Origin of the sequence: Micromonospora sp. DT53, assembly GCF_049841535.1 — a bacterium.
Taxonomy (GTDB): Bacteria; Actinomycetota; Actinomycetes; order Mycobacteriales; family Micromonosporaceae; genus Micromonospora.
In genome coordinates this window covers 1223132-1244261 of the sequence record NZ_JBNCKM010000001.1, presented here as the reverse complement: position 1 = coordinate 1244261, position 21130 = coordinate 1223132, and the positions used below count along the sequence as shown (strand labels likewise).

The window sequence follows — 21130 nt, the reverse complement described above, 5'->3', positions numbered from 1 at the left end:
TATGACGACTCGTGTCTGGGACTACCTACCGGAGTACGAACTGGAGAAGGCCGATCTGCTCACCGCCGTCGAGACGGTGTTCGAGTCCGGCCAGCTGATCCTCGGTGGCAGCGTAGGCGGCTTCGAGGAGGAGTTCGCCGCGTACCACGGTGTAGCGCACTGCGCCGGCGTCGACAACGGCACCAACGCGGTGACACTGGGACTGCAGGCCCTGGGGGTCGGCCCCGGCGACGAGGTGATCACCGTCTCGAACACCGCCGCTCCCACCGTGGTCGCCATCGACAACGCCGGCGCCACACCGGTCTTCGTCGATGTGCGCCAGGAGGACTTCCTGATGGACACCGACCAGGTCGTGGCGGCCATCACGCCGCGCACCAGGGCGCTCGTGCCGGTGCACCTGTTCGGGCAGTGCGTCGACATGGCGCCGCTGGAGCGCCTGGCCGCCGAGCACGGCCTGGTCATCCTCGAGGACTGCGCGCAGGCGCACGGCGCACGCCACCACGGCCGGCTGGCCGGATCGATGGGCAACGCCGCCGCGTTCTCCTTCTACCCCACCAAGGTGCTCGGTGCGTACGGCGACGGCGGCGCGGTGCTCACCGACGACGCCGAGGTCGACCGGAGCCTGCGTCAGCTGCGCTACTACGGCATGGACAAGGTCTACTACGTCGTGCGCACGCCGGGGCACAACAGCCGCCTCGACGCGCTGCAAGCCGAGATCCTGCGCACCAAGCTGCGTCGGCTCGACACGTACATCGCGGGCCGGCAGGCGGCGGCGCGCCGGTACGCGGAAGGGCTCGGCGACCTGACCGGACCCGGCGGCCTGACACTGCCGGCCGTCGCGGACGGCAACGAACACGTCTACTACGTGTACGTCGTGCGCCATCCCCAGCGAGACCAGATCATGGAGCGGCTCGCCCAGCGGTACGACATCCAGCTCAACATCAGCTATCCCTGGCCGGTGCACACGATGAGCGGCTTCGCCAAGCTCGGTTACGCGGCCGGCTCGCTGCCGGTGACCGAGCGCCTCGCCACCGAGATCTTCTCGCTGCCGATGTATCCCTCGCTGCCCGGCGACGTTCAGGACAAGGTGATCGGCGCTCTGCGCGAAGTAATGGCGGACCTGTGAAACCACAAAGGAGCTCTGGCATGACCGGACCGGCCAACGCGACCGTCAGCTGCCGCATCTGTGGCGGCGTGGTGGACGAATTCCTCGACCTGGGCCGCCAGCCGCTGTCGGACCGGTTCCTCACCGCGGACGACCTGGCGGGCGAATTCTTCTACCGACTCGCCGTGGGGCAGTGTCACGGCTGCTCGATGGTGCAGCTGACCGAGGAGGTACCGCGGGAGCTGATGTTCCACGAGGCGTACCCGTACCACTCCTCGGGGTCGTCGGTGATGCGCGAGCACTTCGCGCGGATCGCCCGCAGGTTCCTGGACAGCGAGCTGACCGGCCCCGACCCGTTCGTCGTCGAGATCGGCTGCAACGACGGCATCATGCTCAAGAGCATGCAGGAGGCCGGCATCCGGCACCTGGGTTTCGAACCGTCGAGCGGCGTCGCCGAAGTCGCCCGCGCGCAGGGCATCCGCGTGCGCACCGACTTCTTCGAAGCCTCGACCGCCACGGCGGTCCGCGAGGCGGAGGGCCAGGCAGACGTCATCTACGCGGCCAACACCATGTGCCACATCCCGTACCTGGAGTCGGTCTTTCGCGGCGTCGACGCCCTGCTCACCGAACGCGGCGTGTTCGTCTTCGAAGACCCCTACCTTGGCGACATCGTCGCCAAGACGTCGTTCGACCAGATCTACGACGAGCACTTCTACCTCTTCTCGGCGGGATCGGTCCGGGCGGCGGCCGAACGGTTCGGCTTCGAACTGGTCGACGTCGAGCGGCTGGCCGTCCACGGCGGCGAGGTCCGCTACTTCCTCGCCCGCCGTGGCGCCCGCACCCCTACGCCGGCGGTCGCCCGGCTGCTCGCCGAGGAGAGCGCGCAGCAGTTGACCGACATCGCGACGCTGCGGTCCTTCGCCGTCGGCGTCGAACGGGTCCGCGCCGACCTGACCGCGCTGCTGCACCGGCTGCGCGCCGAAGGGCGGCGGGTCGTCGGCTACGGCGCCACCGCGAAGAGCGCCACCGTGACGAACTTCTGCGGCATCGGCCCCGAGCTGGTCGCCTACGTGTGCGACACCACGCCGGGCAAGCAGCACCACCTGACGCCGGGCCGGCACATCCCGGTCCGTCCGGCGGCCGACTTCGCCGACCCGTACCCGGACTACGCCCTGCTCTTCGCCTGGAACCACGCCGAAGAAATCATGGCTAAGGAGCAGGAGTTCCAGGCGGCCGGCGGCAAGTGGATCCTCTACGTGCCCGAGGTCCACATCGTCTGACCGGCGGAGCTCGACACGAGGACACAGAAGCGCCGCGCCCCTTCCGGGACGCGGCGCTTCGGGTGTGGGTCAGGTGCGGGCCTGAACGGCCTTGATCACTTCCTCGGCGATCAGGTCGACCTCGTCGTCGCGCAGGGACTGGTGGGCGGGGAGCAGCAGGGCGGTGTCCGAGACGGCCTCGGTCCTGGGCAGTACGGCGTCCGTCGCGCCGTAGTGCGGTACACGGTGCAGCGGATAGTAGCGCCACGACGTGTAGATGCCCCGGCCCAGCAGGTCTTCGCTCACGCCGTCGCGGATGGCGAGGCTCTCGAAGCGCAGCCAGTAGAAGTAGTGGGTGGACCGATGCCCGGCCGGCAGTGGCGGCGGGGTCCGGATCCCCGGCACACCGGCGAACGCACGGTCGTACCGCCGGCCGATCGCGGCCCGCCGCTCGACGAACCTGGTGAGCTTGCCCAGCTGCACCGTGCCGATCGCCGCCGTGATGTCGTTGCCGATGAGGCGGCGCCCGACGTCCTCAATGTCGAAGCTCCACCACAGGTGCGGCGACTTCACGGCCGTGGTGAACGAGCTGCGGTCCTCAAGGCCGTGGTAGGCCAGCCGCCGCGCCCGGCGGGCCACCTCCGGGTCCCGGACGTACAGCATGCCGCCGTCGCCGGTGGTGATGACCTTGCGGGAGTCGAAGCTCCAGACGCCGAGGTCGCCGAACGTGCCGCACATCCGACCGTCCACACTTGACGCTATGGAGACGGCGGCGTCCTCGACCAGCGCGATGCCCCGCTCGGCGCAGAGGGCGGCGATCTTCTCCAGGTCGCCGGGGTACCCGCCGTAGTGCAGGATCATCACCGCCCTGGTGCGCGGCGTCAGCACGTCGATGATGTCCTGGACCGACGGGTTGAGGTGCGACTCGTCGAGGTCGCAGAACACGGGACGGGCGCCGGCCGCCACCACGCAGTTGGCGTTCGCGATAAAACCGTTCGACGGTAGGACCACCTCGTCGCCCGGCCCAATACCGAGCAGTTCGGCGGCGAGAAATAGGGCCGACGTCGCCGAATTGAGAAACAGCACGCGATCGGCCGGCACGCCGAGAAACTCGGCGAACAGCTCCTCGAACTCCTGTGTTCGCGGGCCGTATCCGAGCCAATTGGTGTCGAACACCGCGCCGACGGCGGCGAGTTCCTCCGCGCCGATACTGGGCTGCGTCACGTTGATCACAGGCGTCCCCCGGTCTCACTCATGATGCAGAGAACCCGCATGTGACCAACATACAGTTCGTTACTAAAGCACGGCTAAAATGTTGACGTTCGCCAAACTGCACGAACGACAGGAGCCCCGAAGCCGGAGCGGCATCTCCCAGGACGCCCGCACGCTGCATTCACGCCGATTATCGTGTGTCCACTGTCGACGGTCGCGGGCGGCCGGACGGTCGTAGACGCGCCCTGGTAACAGGTGTACGGGCAATCGGCCGGTGTGAATAGGTTAACTCGGGAGTCTGCACTGGCGAGCATCTATGGTACGATTTTTCTCGCGCGCATCGACGGGGGCCCGGGCGGCACAGCTTCCCGTTACGTCTCACGGGAGGCTGGAGATGCATTTATTAAATCCAGAAGCAGCACCTTTCATAGGAATCCTGGGACCACTTTCTGTCTATTCCTCAAAGTGTCGGACACCAAGTGCTCGGAAGCCGCGAAATGTTCTGGCAATGCTTCTTGCGCACGCTGACCAAATACTTCCCGTCCCCGTTCTCGTATCCGAATTGTGGGATAACGATCCTCCGGCCAGCAGCCTGACGACGTTGCAGACCTACATTCTCAACCTACGGAAGATGTTCGTCGAGGCCACCGGTCAGTCCGCTGCGGAGGTCAGTCGGAATGTTCTGGTGACAAAGGGCGGCGGCTACGTGTTTCAAAGCGACGGAGCCGTCCTCGATGTCCGGGAATACCATCGACTGAGGTCGGCCGGATGCGCGTCACTCGACGTCAGAGACGACCTGAAGGGCATCGCGCAGCTCAGCGAGGCACTGCAACTGTGGCGCGGCCCAGCCCTGATCGACGTGCCGCTGGGGCGCGTGCTCGAGTCGAAGCGCCATGAGCTGGTGGAGTCCAGACTCACAACGATCGAGTACCTGGTGGGCGCCAAGCTCCGGCAGGGCATGTACCTGGAGGTGCTCAGCACGCTGGCCGCGCTCACCGTGGAGAATCCGCTGCACGAGGGCCTGCAGGCAAAGTACATGCGGGCGTTGTACCTCAGCGGCAGGCGCGCACAGGCGCTGGAGGTCTTCCACCGGCTGCGCCGGAACCTGATCGACGAGCTCGGGCTGGAGCCGATGCCGCAGGTGCAGCGGGTCCACCATGCCATCCTGAACGACGAGATCGACTTCGACGACGATCTGCAGCTCGCCCGTCCATCCGGGTGAGCCCGTTCGAGACGCATCCGAGCGCCACGCGACTGTGCCGGCCGACGGTGGACGCATGGTTACGTCGACCGACAGCGAACTCGGCCGGGCCCTGCTGACCGAGCGCAGTCTGCAATGGCTCTACGGACACCGCGGCGACCCCTACGCCCGGCTGCTACGGGACGAGGAGGACGACCGCAGCGAGCTGATCGAGCAGCTCCGGCGGCGGGGCCCGATCTACCGAAGCCGGACCGGGGCCTGGGTCGTCGGGAGTCACCGCCTCGCTGCCGAGGTGCTCACGGACTCCCGGTTGACAGCCCGGACTCCGGCGGACTATCCGGAAGGGCACGTGCTGCGGCAGTGCGCCGCCGTCGGCGGGCCGTCTGTCGAGGCGCTCGGCGATGTCCGAGGGCGGGTCGAGCTCGACCCGCCCCCCTCGGACATCGTCGAGCGCCTCGGTTTGGCGGCCGTCGACCAGCTCGGTGCCACGTTCGATCTCGCGGCCGATCTCCTACGCCCGACCATGGTCGCGCTGGTCGCCGAGATGTTCGCGATCCCGGCCGAGCGGCGCGAGTCGCTGGGACGGTGGTGCGGGTCGGCGGCGATCGCGCTGGACGCGACGCTGTGCCCACCGCGGCTGGCTCCCGCCCTGGCCATGATCACGGCGGTACGCGACCTGCGATCGACGCTCGCGCAGCACACCGATGCGGATGACGATCGGATCGCCGCAGGGATGGTCGCCTTCGTGTTCGGTGTGGAGGTGGCGACCAACCTGCTGGTGAACGCCACGCTGCCCCTGCTCGACCACCCCGATCGGTGGCGGCGGCTCGGTGCGGACCCGCAACAGGCCGAGAACGCCATCGCGGAGGCGGCGGTGCTCGATTCCCCGGTGCGACTGCACGGCCTGGTTGTCCGGGAGGACGTCGAGCTCGCCGGCGTCCAGATCGGCGCGGACAGTGACGTAGTCGTGTCCGTGGAAGCAGGGCAGCGCGACGCTGCCGGGCAGCCGGACCCCCTGGCATCCTCCCGCGCGACGGAGCTCTGCCTCGCCGGTCCATACCTGGGGCCGGTCGCATCCCTGGTGCGAACTTCGGCGGTCGCGCTCCTGCGGACCCTGGCGACCGCGCTGCCCGAGCTGCACCGAACCGGGCCCGTGGTGCGCCGGCTGCGCGCCCCGGTCACGCGCGCTGTCGTGCGCTTCCCCGTCGCCGCCCGGCGCCCGTAGATCTAACCGACCACTTTCCGGAAAGGGCCTTTCACGATGCGGGTATTGATGACGTCCGTGGCGGTCGAGGCGCACTTCAACGGGATGGTGCCGCTGGCCTGGGCGCTGCGCGCGGCCGGGCACGAGGTCCACTTCGCCAGCCACCCCGCCCTCACCGAGCCGATCGCCGCGGCCGGGTTGACCGCGGTACCGGTTGGCACCGACCACACCCACCATCAACTCGTACGGGAACTCGGGGCGGAGCTGACCGGCTTCTACCGCGACATCGACTTCACCGGCGAGCGCGGCGGTGGTCTGCAGGACCTGCAGGCGGCGAACCTGCTCCTCACCTCGACGTTCTACGCCCAGGCCAACAACGACTCGATGGTCGACGCACTGGTCGACTACGCCCGGTTCTGGAAGCCAGACCTGGTGCTCTGGGAGCCGTTCACCTTCGCCGGCGCGATCGCGGCCCGGGTCGTCGGGGCCGCGCACGCCCGCCTGCTCTGGGGACCGGACCTCTTTCTCCGCACCCGCCAGCATTTCCTCCGCGAGCTCGCGCTGCTCCCTCCGGAACGGCGCGACGACGCGCTGGAGGACTGGCTGACCTGGACGCTGGACCGGTTCGGCCGCCCGTTCGACGAGGAGGTGGTGACCGGTCAATGGAACATCGACCAGATGCCGGCCGCCGTCAGGCTCTCCCTGGGGCAGCGAACCGTGCCGATGCGGTACGTGCCGTACAACGGCCGGTCGGTCGTGCCGGAATGGCTGCGCGATCCGCCCCGCCGCCCGCGGGTCTGCCTCACCCTGGGCATCACCGTCCGGGACAAGGCATACCCGCACCTGGTCTCGCTCGACGAGTTCTTCGCCGCGGTCGCCGATCTGGATGTCGAGATCGTCGCGACGCTGGACGCCGGCCAACTGGCGGAGGTGTCCGCCATCCCCGAGAACACCCGGGTCACCGAGTACGTGCCACTGCACGCCCTGCTGCCCACGTGCGCCGCCGTGGTCCATCACGGCGGGGCGGGCACGTGGTCGACCGCGGCGATGTGCGGAGTGCCCCAGCTGGTCATCGCCGGCATGTGGGACAACGTGTACCGGGCGCAGCGGCTGGCCCAGCTCGGCGCCGGCCTCTTCCTGCCGCCGCACGAGTTCACCGCGGCGGGCATGCGTGACGGGCTCGAGCAGTTGCTGACGAAGCCGTCCTTCGCGGAGGACGCGGCGAAGCTGCACGACGCGTTCCTGGCCGAGCCGAGCCCGACCGACGTCGTACCGGAACTGGTCGCGATGACCGGTCGGCACCGCAGCGCGTCGGCCTAGGTGTACCGCCCAGGCAGGTTGGTTGAGGTCGTGTGACGACACGGCGTAGATGCCCGCCTCGACCGTGCACGCGGTCCTGACCCGCTGCCGGCTCAGCCGGCTGTCACACCTCGGTCGGACCAGACAGCAGCACGCCGCGATCGGACACGGCGTGCTGCTGTCTGGCCGGGATCGCTAAAGAACGCGCCGGCCGATCAGGTGGAACATCCGGGCGGCGTGCGGGTACGGCATCCGGTTGCTCAGCGCGATTTCCAGCTCCTCCAGCTTGCCGAAGAAGACCGGGTCGCTCTTGATGTCGTTGTCGGCGATCAGGTGGCAGGCCGCCATGACCCCGTGATGGCCGACGACGTCGACGTCGACGTCGCGGAGGTGATTGCTGATCTCCTCCGCGGTCAGCACGGGGATGTCCTTGCCGTACACCCGATTGGGCTTGACCTTCGCGTCCACGGCGGCGAGGGCGGTGTCGAGGTCCAGCTCGCGGATGGCTGCCTCCAGCGGCACCGCGTAGGCGTTCGGGCCTACCACCGAGATGAGACCGCCCGGCTTGAGACGGCTCACGACTGCCCGCACCACCGTGGCGCGGTCCGGCACGTACTGCAGGAGGTTGTGGCACAGCACCAGATCGAAGTCCTGGTCTGGGAACATGGCCGGCACGTCGTGCGCGTCGCCCTCGCGGACCTCGATCCGCTCGGCGACGCCGAGCTCCGCCGCGAGCTCCTTCGCCCCGGTGAGCGACACCGGGGCCACGTCCACCACCGTGACGTGGTGGCCGCGCCCAGCGAGACGTACGGCGTCCTTACCGTTGCCGCCCGCGACGTCGAGCACGCGCAGGGGACGGTCGTCGAGATGGCGGGCCAGGTTGGCGGCGACGATCGCGTACCGCAACCGTCCCCACGGCGTCTCCTGCCACATCTGAAAATTCGTCAGGCGCTTGTCGAACAGGGCATTGTTGATCATCCGATCTCCTTCCGCGCGGCGGCGTCACAGCAATGACTGTGGGGCGGCCGGCTAAAGCCCGGTTAAAGGCGCGGACACACGCTCCCGCGGTGCAGGGCTGGTTCGAGCCCGGTTCGAGCCGGTCCGTACTCCCCGCCCCTACCGTCGCACTAGGCCGCATACGGACCGAGGAGGAGCGATGGCGCTGTTCGCTGTGCTGGTGACGCAGGCACCCGCCCCGGGCGAGGCGAAGGAGTTCAGGGAACGGCTGCACGAAGGGTTCGCCTACACCAGGGCCCTGGTGGCCAAGGGCGTGATCCGGCACAGCTGGATCCGGGTCGGCGCTGCGGGCGGGCTGAACATCTACGACGTCGGGTCGCACGAGGAGCTGCTCGCCCGCCTGTACGACAACCCGGTCAGCCCACATCTGCGGTTCGAGGTGATTCCCCTGGCCGAGCCGGGGAGCTTCGATCCAGCGGCCCAACTGGCCAAGTGGGCCCGGGAAGCTGATCCGACCGAACCGGCTGGTCGATGACGTGCCCGGCCGGTCGCCATTGAACCAGGATCACGAGCTGATGGAACGGCTGGTCCTCGCCGGCACGGCACCGGAGGCCGAGTTCTCGGCGCTGGTCAAGGAGGCCGGCCTCGACGCGGTGGTCCGCATCCTCCTCGACGAGGTGCTGTTCCGCTGTGACGAGCCGGTCAACCGGACGCCGGTACACATCGCACTGGACCTGACACACGAGGGCGCGCACCGACGGATGGTCTTCCGTCTCGTCCGGGACGAACCGATCAGTGTCGTGGACGACGAGTCGGTGCCGGTCCAGCGCGAACTGCGGATGGCCGCCGTCGATCTGGTGCGGCGCCTGTTCGGGCCGATGGGGCCGCCCAAGGTCGGGGACTTCCACGACACCTTCCTGCCGGCCCGCCCGGACGACCTACGGGATCTGACGGAGCTCGTCCTGGCGACGAACCAGGCCTCCGGCACGCTCCTGTCCGGGTGTACGACACCGCACCTCGATCTGGGCAGGCTCTCGCTGGCGTACGGGTCGGACAAGTGGGCGAGCTTCCACTGGTACACGGCGCACTACGAGGAGCAGTTCGCCCGGTACCGCGACCTGCCGGTGCGGGTCCTGGAGATCGGCATCGGAGGGTTCGACGGGGAGCTCGGCGGCGGGTCGCTGCAGATGTGGAAGCGGTACTTCCACCGCGGCCTGATCTACGGGCTCGACCTGTTCGACAAGTCCGCCCTGAACCGGCCCCGCCTCACCGCGCTCATCGGCGACCAGGCCGACGCCGGCGCGTTGCGGGCCATCGCCGAGCGGTACGGCCCGTTCGACATCGTCATCGACGACGGCAGCCATGACAACGCCCACGTCCGGATCTCGTTCGAGACCTTGTTCCCGTACGTCCGCAGCGGTGGCGTCTACGTCATCGAGGACATGCAGACCGCCTACATCCCCAGGTTCGGGGGCAGCGCCGGATCCGTCGCCGGGCCGGACACGTCGATCGGGCTGCTGAAGGGGCTCCTGGACGACATCCACTACCAGGAACAGGGGCCCGCTCGCGGGACGCGGCCGACCCTCACCCAGGAACAGGTGGTCAGCGTCCGCGTGTGCCGAAACATCGCGTTCATCGAGAAGGGCGCGAACGACGACATCGGCTTCCCGGCCTGGATGGACGACGAGGCCTGGGCGGCTCTCGGGGCGATCCCACCGGCCCCGGACGAGCATCTGGACCAGCAGAAGGGAGAACCACGTGAATCCCACTGAGGCCGTCGCGACCACGGCGGGTGCGCTGCTGTCGACGAGCGAGCTGCTCGCGGACCTACGCCACTACCTCCGACCGGATCCGCCGGCGCTCAGCATGCCGCCGCGGATGTTCACCTCGCCCGAGATCTACGAGCTCGAGCGTGAGCGAATCTTCGGCCGGTCGTGGGTACTCGTCGGGCACGTGAGCCAGCTCGCCGGGGCCGGTGACTACATTGCCCTGGACATCGCCGGCGAACCGGTGGTGGTCACCCGAGACGAACGGGGACGGCTGCACGCGCTCTCGCCGGTCTGCCGGCACCGGATGATGCCGCTGGTCGAGCCCGGCAGTGGCAACACCAGGGATTTCACCTGCTCCTACCACCTGTGGCGGTACGGCCTCGACGGCTCGCTGGTCGCCGCCACGCACATGCGCGACAACACCGACTTCGACCCGTCCGGGTGCCGGCTTCCCACGTTCGCCGTACACCAGTGGCAGGGGCTGGTCTTCGTCAATCTCGACGCCGGCGCCCCCTCATTCGCCGACGACCTCGCCGTCGTGGATGCCGAGATGGCCAACTACCACCTCGATGCGATGGTGCAGGTCAGCACCTGGACCGAGGAGTGGCACTGCAACTGGAAGATCGCGGTGGAGAACAGCCACGAGAACTACCACGCCCTCGGATTCCACCCGCAGACCGTCAAGCCGCTGATGACCGGCGGCATCGACATGAATGTGCACCTCGACTCACCGCTGGTCACGCGGTTGATCAGCCCGGCCGGTAATCCGTTCGACGTCCGGTTCCTGCCGCTGACCGAGGCGGAGCGACGGGTCATGTACAGCTTCCGGCTGTTCCCCTGCGCCGCCGTGGCGACCTTCGGCGAAAGCATCGCCTGGCTCAGCCTGATCCCCGTGTCGATCGACCGGACCCAGGTGCGGGGTGGCACGCTGATGCCGGCAGCCGCCGTTGACGGAGCGGATCTGCCGGCCATCCGCGCCGAGATCGAGGCGGTGACCAGTGTGATCAACGGGGAGGACCGACGGGGTCTGGAGGCGGTGCAGCGCACCGTCGGCTCCCGGTACCTCGAACGCGGCCACCTCAGCCCGAAGGAGCCGGGTGTGCTCGCCTTCTACCGCAACCTCGCACTCGCACTGAGCTGATGGCCGCTGGCAGGGCCGTGACGGATACGCACGGCCCTGCCGGATCGCCCGGGAGTTACTCCGGCAGCTCGATCGACAGCCGGTGACGGAAGACGTCGCGCGGATCCCACTGCTGCTTCACCCGCTGCAGCCGCCGGTAGTTGTCCTTGTAGTACAAGGCGTGCCAGGGCGTGCCCGACGCGTTCCACTCGGGATCCGCCAGGTCGGTGTCCGGATAGTTGATGTAGCAGCCGTCGCTGTTGCCGCCGGGGACCGGCACGCCTCCGGTGTCGGCGTAGACCTCGCGGTAGAAGTCGCGGATCCAGGCCACGTGCCGGTCGTCCTGCGCTGCGTCGGTCCAGGTGTTCAGGTAGAACACCTTCAGCACCGAGTCCCGTTGGGCCGACGCGGTGGCATCCGGGGCGACCACGGACGCCTGCCCCCCGTAGGCGGTGAAGATGACGCCGGCCCCCGGATTGCCGTACTCCTCGCCGGTCATCCGGCGATAGATGGTGTCGATCTGGGTCGGGTGGAGGGCCTTGCGCAGATATGCGGCCTTGCACTTGGCCCGTAGCCCCCAGACATCGCCGGTCATTCGCGGCCGCAGCATGGACTGCAGCCAGGGCCGGGTTTGCACGTCGTGGGTGTACGAGGCGGTGACCCCGTCGGTGAGCGCGGCCAGGTATTCGCGCAGGAGGCGCTCGGCGTCCGGATGCGCTGCGTCGACCTGCGTCGTCAACCCGAGCATGCCGGTCTGCCGGCGCATGACCGTAAAGATGCTGAACAGGCTGGTGTACGGCGAGTCCGGCGCGCTGTGCCGCTCGTGCCAGCGCCCGTGGTTGTGCAGCAGCCGGCGGAACGACTCCGGGGTCAGCTCCGGCCAGGACCAGAAGACCAGGCTGTCCAGCACTTCGGCGGGCGGTGTGGGGAGCAGCCGGGACGGATCCTCACCTTCGGCCCCCGGCGTGCGGAACCAGTAGCGGGTGACGACGCCGAAGTTGCCGCCACCGCCGCCGGTATGTGCCCACCACAGCTCCCGGTGGGGATCGGTGGGCTCGCGGGTGGCCACGACGGCGCGGGCCGTCCCGGACCGGTCCACGACGACCACCTCGACGGCGTACAGGTGGTCCACGGCGCAACCGTGCCGGCGACTCAGCGGCCCGTACCCCCCACCCAGAATGTGACCGCCGAAGCCGACGGTCGCCTCCAGTCCGGCCGGAACGGTTACGCCCCAGCCCTTCAGCAGCGCCCGGTACGCCGCGCCGAGCAGTGCCCCGGGCTCGACGGAGAAGGCGCGACGCCCCGGGTCGTAGCCGACCCGGTGCAGCTCGGACAGGTCAATCAGGACCTGGGTCTGCGCCGAGTCGACGAAGTCCTCCAGGCAGTGCCCGCCGGAGCGCACGGCCACCCGGGCATCCGCGTCGACCGCGGCCTGGACCGCGCGCACCACCTGGGCGGTCGAGCGCGCGATCAGCACCTGGCGGGGATGGCAGCGGAACCGGCCGTTCGCCGCCCCGGTCAGTTCGCGGTACCGGGGATCCTCAGGTGTGACGAGTACGCCCGCGGGCGCCTCGGCGTCGGTGGCCACCGACTCGGCCAACTCCGTCATGTGGTACTCCCTGCGTCGATTGTCGGGGACCGGTCGCCCGGGTCAGGCCGCCACCAGGTCGAGCGGAAGCAGCTTCGTGCCGTTGAAGTCCTTCGGGTCGTGGTAGACGATCGGCTCGTCGGCGGGGATCGAGAAGTCGCGGTACCGGTCGAAGAGGGCGGTGAGTGCGATCCGGACCTCCTGACGGGCCAGCGCCGCGCCGAGGCAGAAGTGGATGCCCGTACCGAAGGCGAGGTGGCGGACCGGGTTGCGGTGGATGTTCAGCACATCCGGGGCCTCGAATTCGCGCCGGTCCCGCATGGTGGCGACCAGGGACACACTGACCAGGGCGCCGGCCGGAATCCGCTGACCACCGAGCTCCACCTCCCTGGTGCTCCGGCGATCGATCCAGACCAGTGGCGACCGGTACCGCATCACCTCATCTATCGCGTTCGGCAGCAGGCTGCGGTCGGCGCGCACCTGCCGGGTCACGTCGGGGTTCTCGTCCAGGCAGAGCACCGCGTTGGTCAGTACCGTGCTGGTGGTGAGGTGGCCGGCGATCAGCAGCAACGCGAGGAAGCCGACGATCTCCTGGTCGTCGAGGCGGCGGCCGTTGGTCTCGGCGCCGAGGAGGTCGCTGATCAGGCCCTCCCGCCCGGTCGTGCGGTACTCGCGGACGTAGGCGAGCAGGTACTGGTTCATCTCCCGAATCGACGGCGCCATCGCGGCCACGCCCTCCTCGCTGAACAGCGCGTCGACGCCGTTGTCCACCAGCAACGCGTCCGCCCATTTACGGAACAGCGCCCGGTCTGCCAGCGGCAGCCCGACGACCTCGGCGATGACGATGACCGGCAGCGGGTGGGCGAAGTCGGCCACCAGGTCGATGCGGTCCTTGCCACACTCACGGACCGCGTCCAGCAGCTCCGCCGCGACCTGCTCGATACGCGGCGCCAGGCTCCGGACGAACCGTGGCGTGAAGCCCTGGCTGACCAGGCCGCGCAGTTCCCGGTGGCGGGGCTCGTCCATGGCCTGGAAGTTGCCCTTCCGGAAGGTCTTCAGCTCCTCGTGGTCCGGGATGAAGGCGCTGAGGTCGTTGGAGAACACCGTGGCGTCGGTCAGCACCCGCATCCCGTCGGCGTAGCGGAGGACCTGCCAGCGCCCGGTCACCGGGTCCAGGCTGACCGGCTCCTCCTGCTGCATCCGTTCGAAGCGGGTGAGCATCTCGCGCATCGGTTCGGAAACGTGCGGGCCGCCCATCGATGAACCCCCAGGTCGGTCTCGGTGGATGTTGTCGGCTTCATCCCAGCGAACTCTCCTCGAGCCAGCCCTCAGCGACACTGGAGCCGTCGCGGGACCCCGACGGGTCCGCCCGGACCGTCACACCGCGCAGGTGGACCGGTCCGAGCAGACCCGCCGGCAGCGTCGGCCGGGCGGCCAGCCGTGCGTACGCCGCGTCGCCCGCCCGGCCCAGCGCGATCAGCCTGTTGCCCAGGGTCGTCGCGACCTCGATCGTGATCTGGTTCGGGCCCTCGCGAAGCCACGGTCGCACGTCCGGGGTGCGGCCGGTGGTGCAGTCAACCGGCACGGTCCGGCCGTTCACCTCGAGTCGTACCGTCCCCGCGACCCGTCCCAGGTCGAGCAGCACGGCGTCGACACCGTCCGCCGACCCGGCCGGCAGCTCGGCATCGGCGCGGTACGTGCCGATGCCGGCGGCGTCGCCGAGCGGCTCGATCGTGCGCCAGTCCGCGAGCGCGCCCAGCCGCAGGCGGTGGCGGACGGTGCCGTCCGGTCGCCAGTCCGCCACGTCGAGGTCCCAGTCGGTCAGTTCCCGCTCCCACCGGGGCACGACCGGGACGGCCGGTGCCGGCGTTTGGACCGGCCGGGCCCTCAGGCCGGCGCCGGTGCCGAGGAAGACGATGGTGCTCTCGCCCCGCCCCAGCCGCAGGGCGACCGACCGCCGGTCGGGTGTCACCGGGCCGGGGAGCGGATGGGACGTGCCGCGCCACGGGTCGAGGATCCGAGCGTCACCGGCGCCGCGCAGGTCGGCGCGCAACCGGGCCTGATCGGCGCCCAGGTTGGTCAGGTGGTAGTAGTCGCCGTCGTCGGCCGCACGGTGCACGCTGACAACGCCGGAGGCGCCGTGCAGCCGGGCATCCGGCTGCACGCCGAGCTCGTCGAGTGCGTCGAGGATGTGTGCCTGGTCGTCGACCCGGCGCACCCGCGGCAAGGTGAGCAGCTCGGCGGCGAGCCGCTCGACCTCCTGGTCACGGCGGTCGGCGTCCCGAAAACCCGTGGCCCGGCACGGCGGAGGCCCGACCACCACGACGGGTAGGCCCTGTCGCGCCAGCCCCCGGATCCGCCGCAGGACTCCCGGCTCCATCGCGGGCTCGTGGTCGATGACCAGCGCCCGGTAGGCGGCCTGATCCGGGGCGAGCCGCCCGCCCCGTACGACCGCATTGTCGTGCTCCAGCAGGCTCGGGGTGAGGAACTCGTACGTGTACCCGGCGTCGGCGAGCCCGGGGACCGTGATTTTGGGCCAGGCAAGGCACCAGTACGCCTGCTTGTAGATCGCCACGTCCACCCGGGGCCGGCCGTGCTGGAGCACGGTGGCCGTCCGCGCCACGTAATCCGCGTACGCGCGCATGTGCCGCCACATCGGCTGCCTGGGCCCCCAGGCGTCGGAGACCTCCGGGGAGCTGTCGTTGGCGAACGGCGCCCAGCCCGGCCACGCGGCCCCCGGCACGCCCTGGTAGGGAACCCCGTGCAGGACCAGCTGATTCACGCCGGCACTGAACGCCCGGTCGACGTGCCGCTGCAACGCGGCCAGGTCGGTCTGGTAGTCCGCGTTGAGCACGGCGCAGCACTCCAGCGACACCACCCGCCCACCGGTCATGTGCGCAGCGGCGGCGATCCCGCGGTGGAAGTCCAGCACGCGTTCGTAGGCCACGGCGCCGTCGGTCATGCCACCAGCGGCGATCCAGCTCACCAGGTCCTCGCTCTCCGGGATCTGCACCGCCCCGGCGATCTCGACCTGGTCCATGGTGTTGCCGTACGGCTGGGCGCGGTACCGCAGGCCCCGGCGATTGGCCCATCGCGTCAGCGGTGTGACGTGGTGGTCGACGTACAGCTCGTTGAGGGTCCGGTAGTAGTCGTGGCGGATCCGCCGGCCCCGGCCGTCGGGCAGGTCGTAGTCGGCTGGGCTGTCCGGGGTGATGCCCGCGAGCAGGGTCTCCCAGTCGAACCGGTAGAGCCGGTCGACCCGGACCACCGGCAGGTAGGGCGTGAGGTCATAGCCGCGCCGCCGGGCGAACTCGGTCAGGAAGCTCGCGGTCCACAGCTCCGCGTCGGTGGCGATCTCCAGCGAGTCCTCGAAGATGTCGCCGCCGGCCTCCGCCAGCAGCGGATCGAGGCTCGCCGGCAGCACGAACTGGTCGATGTGCTCGATCGCCACGGCGACGGCCTCGGCCGAGAAGTGATCGATCACGGGTGCGTCCAGCATCGACGCCTCGGCCACCGAGCGCTGCCCGGATGCCCGGGACCAGAACGAGAACACCAGCCACTCGCCCTCGCACGGTGCCGTCCAGCACAGCTCGCCGGCGGCCACCCGGCCGGTCAGGTCGACCGCGGAGTCCTCGTCGAGCATGACCGGCCGGGCCGGTTCGGCGGCATCGACCAGTACCCGGACCGCCGTCACGGCGACGAGCTGGTCCGTCGCGGTCCGGTCCCCTTCCGGGGGCGGGATCTCGGCGATGGTGGCACCCCCGGCGAGGGTGCGGCTGCCCCGCACCAGCTTCCGTTGCGCCAGGTGGTTCCGGTCGCCGCCGACGGCCGGACTCGCCATCGGCCACCCCGGACTCACCGTGAGGTCGATCCGCATGCCGTACCGCCGTGCGGTGCGCAGCGCGTCGGCGAGGCGTTCGGTGAACTCGGGTGTCCCCCAGGACCGGACGGATTCGCTCGGCACGGAGTCCGGCAGGCCCATCGGGAGCAGGGCGATCTCGGCGCGGGAGAAGCCGGCGTCGTGCAGCGCGCGAAGCTCGTGCTCGATCTGCGGTCCGCTCACCGCCCCGCCGGGCCACCACCACCGGACCCGGGGCCGCTGCCCGGCCCCCGGGTCGGCGAAGTTGCGCGGATCTGTCCGGACCATGCAGTTACCCCACTCCTGGCCGTCCGATGGCCGCACGACGGTACCTCCGGAGGACCGGCGGAGGGCTCAAACTCCGCTTGAGCGGCGATCGATGCGGGCCCATGTGGATTAAAGTCCGGCTCGAGCCGCACCGGTCACGATGGAGGGGACAGACACCGGGGCGGCGCCGCCGCTCACGGCCCGCACGCGCAGAAGGAACGCGTATGGCGGCGAGCCGCATCGAGCCGCTCGAAGATCTGCTTGGACCGGACCGGAACTACGCAGACCCGGCGGAGTTCCGCCGCGTGCTGGGTCACTTCGCCACCGGCGTCGCCGCGGTCACCGGGATCGATGGCGGGGCACCGATCGGGCTGCTGGTCAACTCGTTCACCTCCGTCTCACTCGAACCGCCCCTGGTGGCGTTCTGCGTCGCCCGCACCAGTGGCAGCTGGCCGCGGATGCGCGGGGCCCGGCGGCACTGCATCTGTTTCCTCGCCGCCGACCAGCGGGAACAAGCCCGCCGGCTGGCCACTCCGGGCAGTGACAAGTTTCGTGGGCTGGCGTGGCGGCCGTCGCCTGCCGGGCTGCCGGTCCTGGAGGGGGCGCTGGCCTGGATCGAGGGGACGGTCGAGGCCGAGTACCCGGCCGGCGACCACGTCATCGTGGTCACGCGCGTCCACCGTCTCGCCCGCTGCGAAGACGCGGCGGAAGCCGGGCCGTTGCTGTTCTACCGGGGCTCGTTCGAGCGGTTCGGCGCGCCGGACGAGTAGCCCGGCGTTCGAGTGGCACTCGAACGCCGCCTGGCACGGTAAGCCGACCCACCCCGCAGATCGAGGGAGCGACCGAGATGCGAGTGCTCATGAACACGTTCGCCGCGAGCTCACACCTGTATCCGATGGTGTCTCTGGCCTGGGCGCTGCACGCAGCCGGCCATGAGGTACGCGTCGCGAGCCAGCCGGACCTCGCCAGCACCATCGCGCGAACCAGCCTACCGGCGGTGTCGGTCGGCAAGCCGCTGGAGATGGCGCGGCAGATGCAGGAGGACCGGAGCTGGCAGGACGAGGACGCCCGGGCCGGCGTGGACATGGGCGAGAATCGTCCGGAGATGCTGACCTGGGACTCGGTGAACCGCACCTTCGACTGGTATCTGCGAAACATCTTCCTGCACCTGAACCCGGACCCCGTGCTGCACGACATCGTGGAGTACGCCCGGGAGTGGCGGCCCGATCTGGTGCTGTGGGACACCATGACCTTCTCCGGAGCGGTAGCCGCGCGTGCCTGCGGCGCGGCGCACGCCCGCTTGGTCTACGGCCAGGACTTCATCGGCCGCATGCGGGGCCACTTCCTCCGGCTGCGGAGCGAGCAGCCGGAGCACCTGCGCGAGGACCCGATGGCGGAGTGGCTGGGTGCTGCGGTGGCGCGGTCCGGCGGCACGTTCGGCGAGGACCTCATCGTCGGTCAGTTCAACCTCGACGCGACCACCGTGCCGTGGCTGCGGCTGTGCACCGGCCCGAACGACGTGCCGGTCCGCAACGTGCCCTACACCGGGGCCGCGCCCGTGCCGGAGTGGCTGCCGGAGCGACCGGCCCGCCCCCGAATCTGCCTGACCGCGGGCCTGGGTGGACGAGAGGTGACCGGTGACGACTGGGTTCCGTACCAGGAGCTGTTCGACGCGGTCGCCGACCTCGACGTGGACGTGGTGGCCACGCTGAACGCGGACCAGCTCACCTCGGTGACGAACATCCCGGACAACGTCCGGCTCTTCGACTTCTATCCGCTCGACGTGCTGATGCCCACCTGTTCGGCGGTCATCAACCACTGCGGGTCCGGCGCCATCGCGCTGGCCATGGCGCACGGGGTGCCGCAGCTGATGATCCCCACCTACCTGTGGTGGGACTCGGCCGAGAACGCCCGGGCGCTCGCCGCGCGGGGCGCCGCCATCGTCCTGGAGGAGCCGACGCTCACGGCACACCAGTTGCGCAGCAGCCTGGTGCGCCTACTCGAGGACCCGTCCTTCCGGGCGAACGCCGCCCGAGTCCGGGCCGAGTTCCTGGCCACGCCCAGCCCGGTCGACGTCGTGCCGCGGCTGGAGGAGCTCACCGCCGCACACCGGTCGCGCTGAGCGGTGTGCGGGAGCGGCGGGGGCGGGGCGCGGGCGCCCGGGGGGGGCGGGCGCCGGGCGGGGGCTCGCGGGGGGGGGGGGCGGGGCGCCCCCCCCCCCCGCCCGCGGGCGGGCGGGCGGGGGGGGGGGGGGGGCGCCCCGCCGGGCGGGCGCCGGGCGCCCCCCCGCCGCGGGCCGGTCAGCCGTTCTTCCGTCTGCGGTACAGCACCATGGTGAGCGGCCCGAAGACCACCAGCAGGATGCCGATCGACAGCGCGACCAGGCCGATCTGCCCGGCGGTCACCGTGCCGTGCACCAGGCCACGCACCGCGGTGGCCAGGTGGCTGATCGGGTTGACGTCGACGATCGCCCGGATCCACCCGGGCATCGTGCTCGACTCCACGAAGATGTTGCTGCAGAAGACCACCGCCATCAGCAGCATGCTCTGCGCCTGGATCGAGTCCGGGCTGCGCACCAGCAGGCTGACGGTGGTGAAGATCCAGGCGAACGCGAACGCGAACGCCAGGATCAGCAGCATCGCCAGTACCAGGCCGACGGCTCCGGCCCCCGGCCGGAATCCCAGTGCCAGCCCGAGCACGGCGGTCAGCGTGAGGGTCACCAGGTACCGCCCCAGATCGGTGACCATGGTGCCGACGAGACTGGCCGGTTGCCAGAACGGCATGCTGCGGAACCGGTCGAAGATCCCCTTGGCGATGTCAAGGCTGATCGTGTGGCCCGTGGCCATGGTCTGCATCACCGCCGCCATGACCAGGACACCGGGCAGGAACACCTGCAGGTAGTTGTCGGTCGACCCGGCGAACGCGCCACCGAACAGGTAGTTGAAGATCAGCAGGAAGACGATGGGCATCATCATGGCGTCGAAGAGTTGCTCGACCGCCGTGTTCTTCGCCTTGATCGCCGCCCGCCAGGCCAGGGTCAGCGTCGCGGACAGGGCGCCGGGCGGCTGGGGCCGCTCAAGGGTCCGCAGGATCGGGTCGAGCGCGGCGACGGGCGCAGGGGTCTTGGAAACAGTGCTCATGCGGCGTTCTCCTCCGCGCCGGTGGCGATCCCGGCGGGACCGGCAGTCAGGGTCAGGAACACCTCGTCCAGACTTGGCTGGCCGAGGGAGAAGTCGGCGACGGCGACGCCCGCCGCGGTCAGCGCGGTGAGCGCCTCGCCGGCCCGGCCGGGATCGGAGGCGCTGACCGACAGCCGGGCCGGGTCCGGGTCCGGGCGTACCGGCGCCCCGAGCACCCGCGTCAACACCTGCTCCGCGAACTGGCGTTGCGTCGCGTCCAGCAGACGGACGTGCACCGCGCCGCCGCCCACCGAGGCCTTCAGCTCGCCGGGCGTGCCTTCGGCGATGACCTCGCCGTTGTCGATCACCGCGATCCGGTCCGCGAGCTGGTCGGCCTCTTCCAGGTATTGGGTCGTGAGCAGGACCGTGGTCCCGCCGGCCACCACCGTCCGCACGGCATCCCAGACCTGGTTGCGGCTGCGGGGATCCAGCCCGGCGGTCGGCTCGTCCAGGAAGATGAGCCGCGGAGCGCTCAGGACGCTGGCGGCGATGTCCAGCCGGCGTTGCATACCGCCGGAGTACGTCCTGACCATCCGGTCGCCCGCGTCGGCCAGGTCGAACGCCCCCAGCAGCTCGACCGCCCGCTGCCGGGCCACGGCCCGGGAGTACCCCGTCAGCCGCGCCAGCAGGTTGAGGTTCTGCCGGCCGGTCAGGGTGTCGTCGACGGAGGCGAACTGGCCGGTCAGGCTGATGAGCCCGCGGACGGTCTCGGCTTCGCGGACCACGTCGTGGCCGAACACCTCGGCTGTGCCGGCGTCCGGCGGCAGCAGCGTGGTGAGCATCCTGATGGTCGTGGTCTTGCCCGCACCGTTCGGCCCGAGTAATCCGTACACCTTCCCGGCGGTAACGGTGAGGTCGATCCCGTCCACCGCCCTCGTCTTGCCGAAGGCTTTCGTCAAGCCGTTGGTTCGAATCGCAAAGTCTGAATGCACATTGACTCCCTGCACGCGGCCGATAGTCGTCCGGACCCACTCACCGCGGGATGGTACCGAAGTCCAGGGCGGAACGCACATAGCCGTCATCGCCAGAGATAAAATCTGTGTGATTTTCGCGCAACGCTTGACGGCATAAGAATTGTGCTATCTGAGGCGCCTCTGGCGGCAGGTACTGT

General features: G+C 69.9%; 17 protein-coding genes. 10 read left to right on the top strand and 7 right to left on the bottom strand.

The features are described 5' to 3' along the window. The first annotated feature begins 1 nt into the window (after position 1). The gene (locus ACLQ3B_RS05800; RefSeq protein WP_425777973.1) at positions 2–1126 is read left to right on the top strand and encodes a DegT/DnrJ/EryC1/StrS family aminotransferase; all 1125 of its coding nucleotides are present in this window, start codon (positions 2–4) and stop codon (positions 1124–1126) included. 20 nt (positions 1127–1146) lie between these two features. Further along, positions 1147–2385 carry a methyltransferase domain-containing protein gene (locus tag ACLQ3B_RS05795; RefSeq protein WP_425777972.1) on the top strand — a complete coding sequence of 413 codons (1239 nt, stop codon included), beginning with the start codon at positions 1147–1149 and terminating at the stop codon, positions 2383–2385. 69 nt (positions 2386–2454) lie between these two features. On the opposite strand, the gene ACLQ3B_RS05790 is transcribed toward ACLQ3B_RS05795, so the two are convergent. Then, on the bottom strand, positions 2455–3597 hold the full coding sequence (locus ACLQ3B_RS05790; protein WP_425777971.1) for a DegT/DnrJ/EryC1/StrS family aminotransferase: 1143 nt from the start codon (positions 3595–3597) through the stop codon (positions 2455–2457). 295 nt (positions 3598–3892) lie between these two features. Between ACLQ3B_RS05790 and ACLQ3B_RS05785 the strand changes: the two genes are divergently transcribed. From ACLQ3B_RS05785 to ACLQ3B_RS05775, 3 genes are read left to right on the top strand one after another with little or no spacing between them, the layout of a single operon-like run. Next, positions 3893–4798, top strand: a complete 906-nt coding sequence (locus ACLQ3B_RS05785; protein ID WP_425777970.1) for an AfsR/SARP family transcriptional regulator — start codon at positions 3893–3895, stop codon at positions 4796–4798. A 55-nt stretch (positions 4799–4853) separates the two neighbouring features. Beyond that, the gene (locus ACLQ3B_RS05780) at positions 4854–6002 is read left to right on the top strand and encodes a cytochrome P450 family protein (RefSeq protein WP_425777969.1); all 1149 of its coding nucleotides are present in this window, start codon (positions 4854–4856) and stop codon (positions 6000–6002) included. Between the two features lie 48 nt (positions 6003–6050). Then, on the top strand, positions 6051–7301 hold the full coding sequence (locus tag ACLQ3B_RS05775; RefSeq protein WP_425777968.1) for an activator-dependent family glycosyltransferase: 1251 nt from the start codon (positions 6051–6053) through the stop codon (positions 7299–7301). A gap of 174 nt (positions 7302–7475) precedes the next feature. Here ACLQ3B_RS05775 and ACLQ3B_RS05770 read toward each other — a convergent pair whose 3' ends face one another. Further along, positions 7476–8258 (bottom strand): class I SAM-dependent methyltransferase, encoded by a 783-nt coding sequence (locus ACLQ3B_RS05770; protein WP_425777967.1) that lies wholly within the window; start codon positions 8256–8258, stop codon positions 7476–7478. A 178-nt stretch (positions 8259–8436) separates the two neighbouring features. Here ACLQ3B_RS05770 and ACLQ3B_RS05765 point away from each other — a divergent pair, with 178 nt between their 5' ends. From ACLQ3B_RS05765 to ACLQ3B_RS05755, 3 genes are read left to right on the top strand one after another with little or no spacing between them, the layout of a single operon-like run. Next, the gene (locus tag ACLQ3B_RS05765; protein WP_425777966.1) at positions 8437–8772 is read left to right on the top strand and encodes a muconolactone Delta-isomerase family protein; all 336 of its coding nucleotides are present in this window, start codon (positions 8437–8439) and stop codon (positions 8770–8772) included. A 40-nt stretch (positions 8773–8812) separates the two neighbouring features. Continuing rightward, the gene (locus tag ACLQ3B_RS05760) at positions 8813–10009 is read left to right on the top strand and encodes a class I SAM-dependent methyltransferase (RefSeq protein ID WP_425777965.1); all 1197 of its coding nucleotides are present in this window, start codon (positions 8813–8815) and stop codon (positions 10007–10009) included. After that, positions 9996–11147 (top strand): aromatic ring-hydroxylating oxygenase subunit alpha, encoded by a 1152-nt coding sequence (locus tag ACLQ3B_RS05755; RefSeq protein ID WP_425777964.1) that lies wholly within the window; start codon positions 9996–9998, stop codon positions 11145–11147. Before ACLQ3B_RS05760 ends, ACLQ3B_RS05755 begins: the two co-directional genes overlap by 14 nt. A gap of 55 nt (positions 11148–11202) precedes the next feature. Here the strand turns inward: ACLQ3B_RS05755 and ACLQ3B_RS05750 are convergent, their stop codons facing one another. The 3 genes from ACLQ3B_RS05750 to ACLQ3B_RS05740 are packed head-to-tail and all read right to left on the bottom strand — an operon-like array spanning position 11203 to position 16861. Continuing rightward, positions 11203–12735: an FAD-binding protein gene (locus ACLQ3B_RS05750; protein ID WP_425777963.1), complete on the bottom strand. Its 1533-nt coding sequence runs from the start codon at positions 12733–12735 to the stop codon at positions 11203–11205. Positions 12736–12777: 42 nt separating this feature from the next. Beyond that, positions 12778–13971, bottom strand: a complete 1194-nt coding sequence (locus ACLQ3B_RS05745; RefSeq protein WP_425777962.1) for a cytochrome P450 — start codon at positions 13969–13971, stop codon at positions 12778–12780. A 40-nt stretch (positions 13972–14011) separates the two neighbouring features. Next, the gene (locus ACLQ3B_RS05740; RefSeq protein ID WP_425777961.1) at positions 14012–16861 is read right to left on the bottom strand and encodes a glycosyl hydrolase; all 2850 of its coding nucleotides are present in this window, start codon (positions 16859–16861) and stop codon (positions 14012–14014) included. Between the two features lie 203 nt (positions 16862–17064). Between ACLQ3B_RS05740 and ACLQ3B_RS05735 the strand changes: the two genes are divergently transcribed. Both ACLQ3B_RS05735 and ACLQ3B_RS05730 read left to right on the top strand, forming a co-directional pair. Next, positions 17065–17610 (top strand): flavin reductase family protein, encoded by a 546-nt coding sequence (locus ACLQ3B_RS05735; RefSeq protein ID WP_425777959.1) that lies wholly within the window; start codon positions 17065–17067, stop codon positions 17608–17610. 77 nt (positions 17611–17687) lie between these two features. After that, the gene (locus ACLQ3B_RS05730; protein WP_425777958.1) at positions 17688–18962 is read left to right on the top strand and encodes an activator-dependent family glycosyltransferase; all 1275 of its coding nucleotides are present in this window, start codon (positions 17688–17690) and stop codon (positions 18960–18962) included. 178 nt (positions 18963–19140) lie between these two features. Here ACLQ3B_RS05730 and ACLQ3B_RS05725 read toward each other — a convergent pair whose 3' ends face one another. Both ACLQ3B_RS05725 and ACLQ3B_RS05720 read right to left on the bottom strand, forming a co-directional pair. Further along, positions 19141–19980: an ABC transporter permease gene (locus ACLQ3B_RS05725; protein WP_425777957.1), complete on the bottom strand. Its 840-nt coding sequence runs from the start codon at positions 19978–19980 to the stop codon at positions 19141–19143. Beyond that, positions 19977–20888 (bottom strand): ATP-binding cassette domain-containing protein, encoded by a 912-nt coding sequence (locus tag ACLQ3B_RS05720; RefSeq protein ID WP_425778065.1) that lies wholly within the window; start codon positions 20886–20888, stop codon positions 19977–19979. The genes ACLQ3B_RS05725 and ACLQ3B_RS05720 overlap by 4 nt, the downstream gene beginning before the upstream one ends. Positions 20889–21130: the final 242 nt, after the last annotated feature.

What these genes read in the sequence shown, in the direction of transcription:
- ACLQ3B_RS05800 (WP_425777973.1), top strand. Translation starts at nt 2, where the DNA reads ATGACGACTCGTGTCTGGGACTACCTACCGGAGTACGAACTGGAGAAG.
- ACLQ3B_RS05795 (WP_425777972.1), top strand. Translation starts at nt 1,147, where the DNA reads ATGACCGGACCGGCCAACGCGACCGTCAGCTGCCGCATCTGTGGCGGC.
- ACLQ3B_RS05785 (WP_425777970.1), top strand. Translation starts at nt 3,893, where the DNA reads ATGGTACGATTTTTCTCGCGCGCATCGACGGGGGCCCGGGCGGCACAG.
- ACLQ3B_RS05780 (WP_425777969.1), top strand. Translation starts at nt 4,854, where the DNA reads ATGGTTACGTCGACCGACAGCGAACTCGGCCGGGCCCTGCTGACCGAG.
- ACLQ3B_RS05775 (WP_425777968.1), top strand. Translation starts at nt 6,051, where the DNA reads ATGACGTCCGTGGCGGTCGAGGCGCACTTCAACGGGATGGTGCCGCTG.
- ACLQ3B_RS05770 (WP_425777967.1), bottom strand. Translation starts at nt 8,258, where the DNA reads ATGATCAACAATGCCCTGTTCGACAAGCGCCTGACGAATTTTCAGATG.
- ACLQ3B_RS05765 (WP_425777966.1), top strand. Translation starts at nt 8,437, where the DNA reads ATGGCGCTGTTCGCTGTGCTGGTGACGCAGGCACCCGCCCCGGGCGAG.
- ACLQ3B_RS05760 (WP_425777965.1), top strand. Translation starts at nt 8,813, where the DNA reads ATGGAACGGCTGGTCCTCGCCGGCACGGCACCGGAGGCCGAGTTCTCG.
- ACLQ3B_RS05750 (WP_425777963.1), bottom strand. Translation starts at nt 12,735, where the DNA reads ATGACGGAGTTGGCCGAGTCGGTGGCCACCGACGCCGAGGCGCCCGCG.
- ACLQ3B_RS05745 (WP_425777962.1), bottom strand. Translation starts at nt 13,971, where the DNA reads ATGGGCGGCCCGCACGTTTCCGAACCGATGCGCGAGATGCTCACCCGC.
- ACLQ3B_RS05740 (WP_425777961.1), bottom strand. Translation starts at nt 16,861, where the DNA reads ATGGTCCGGACAGATCCGCGCAACTTCGCCGACCCGGGGGCCGGGCAG.
- ACLQ3B_RS05735 (WP_425777959.1), top strand. Translation starts at nt 17,065, where the DNA reads ATGGCGGCGAGCCGCATCGAGCCGCTCGAAGATCTGCTTGGACCGGAC.
- ACLQ3B_RS05730 (WP_425777958.1), top strand. Translation starts at nt 17,688, where the DNA reads ATGCGAGTGCTCATGAACACGTTCGCCGCGAGCTCACACCTGTATCCG.
- ACLQ3B_RS05725 (WP_425777957.1), bottom strand. Translation starts at nt 19,980, where the DNA reads ATGAGCACTGTTTCCAAGACCCCTGCGCCCGTCGCCGCGCTCGACCCG.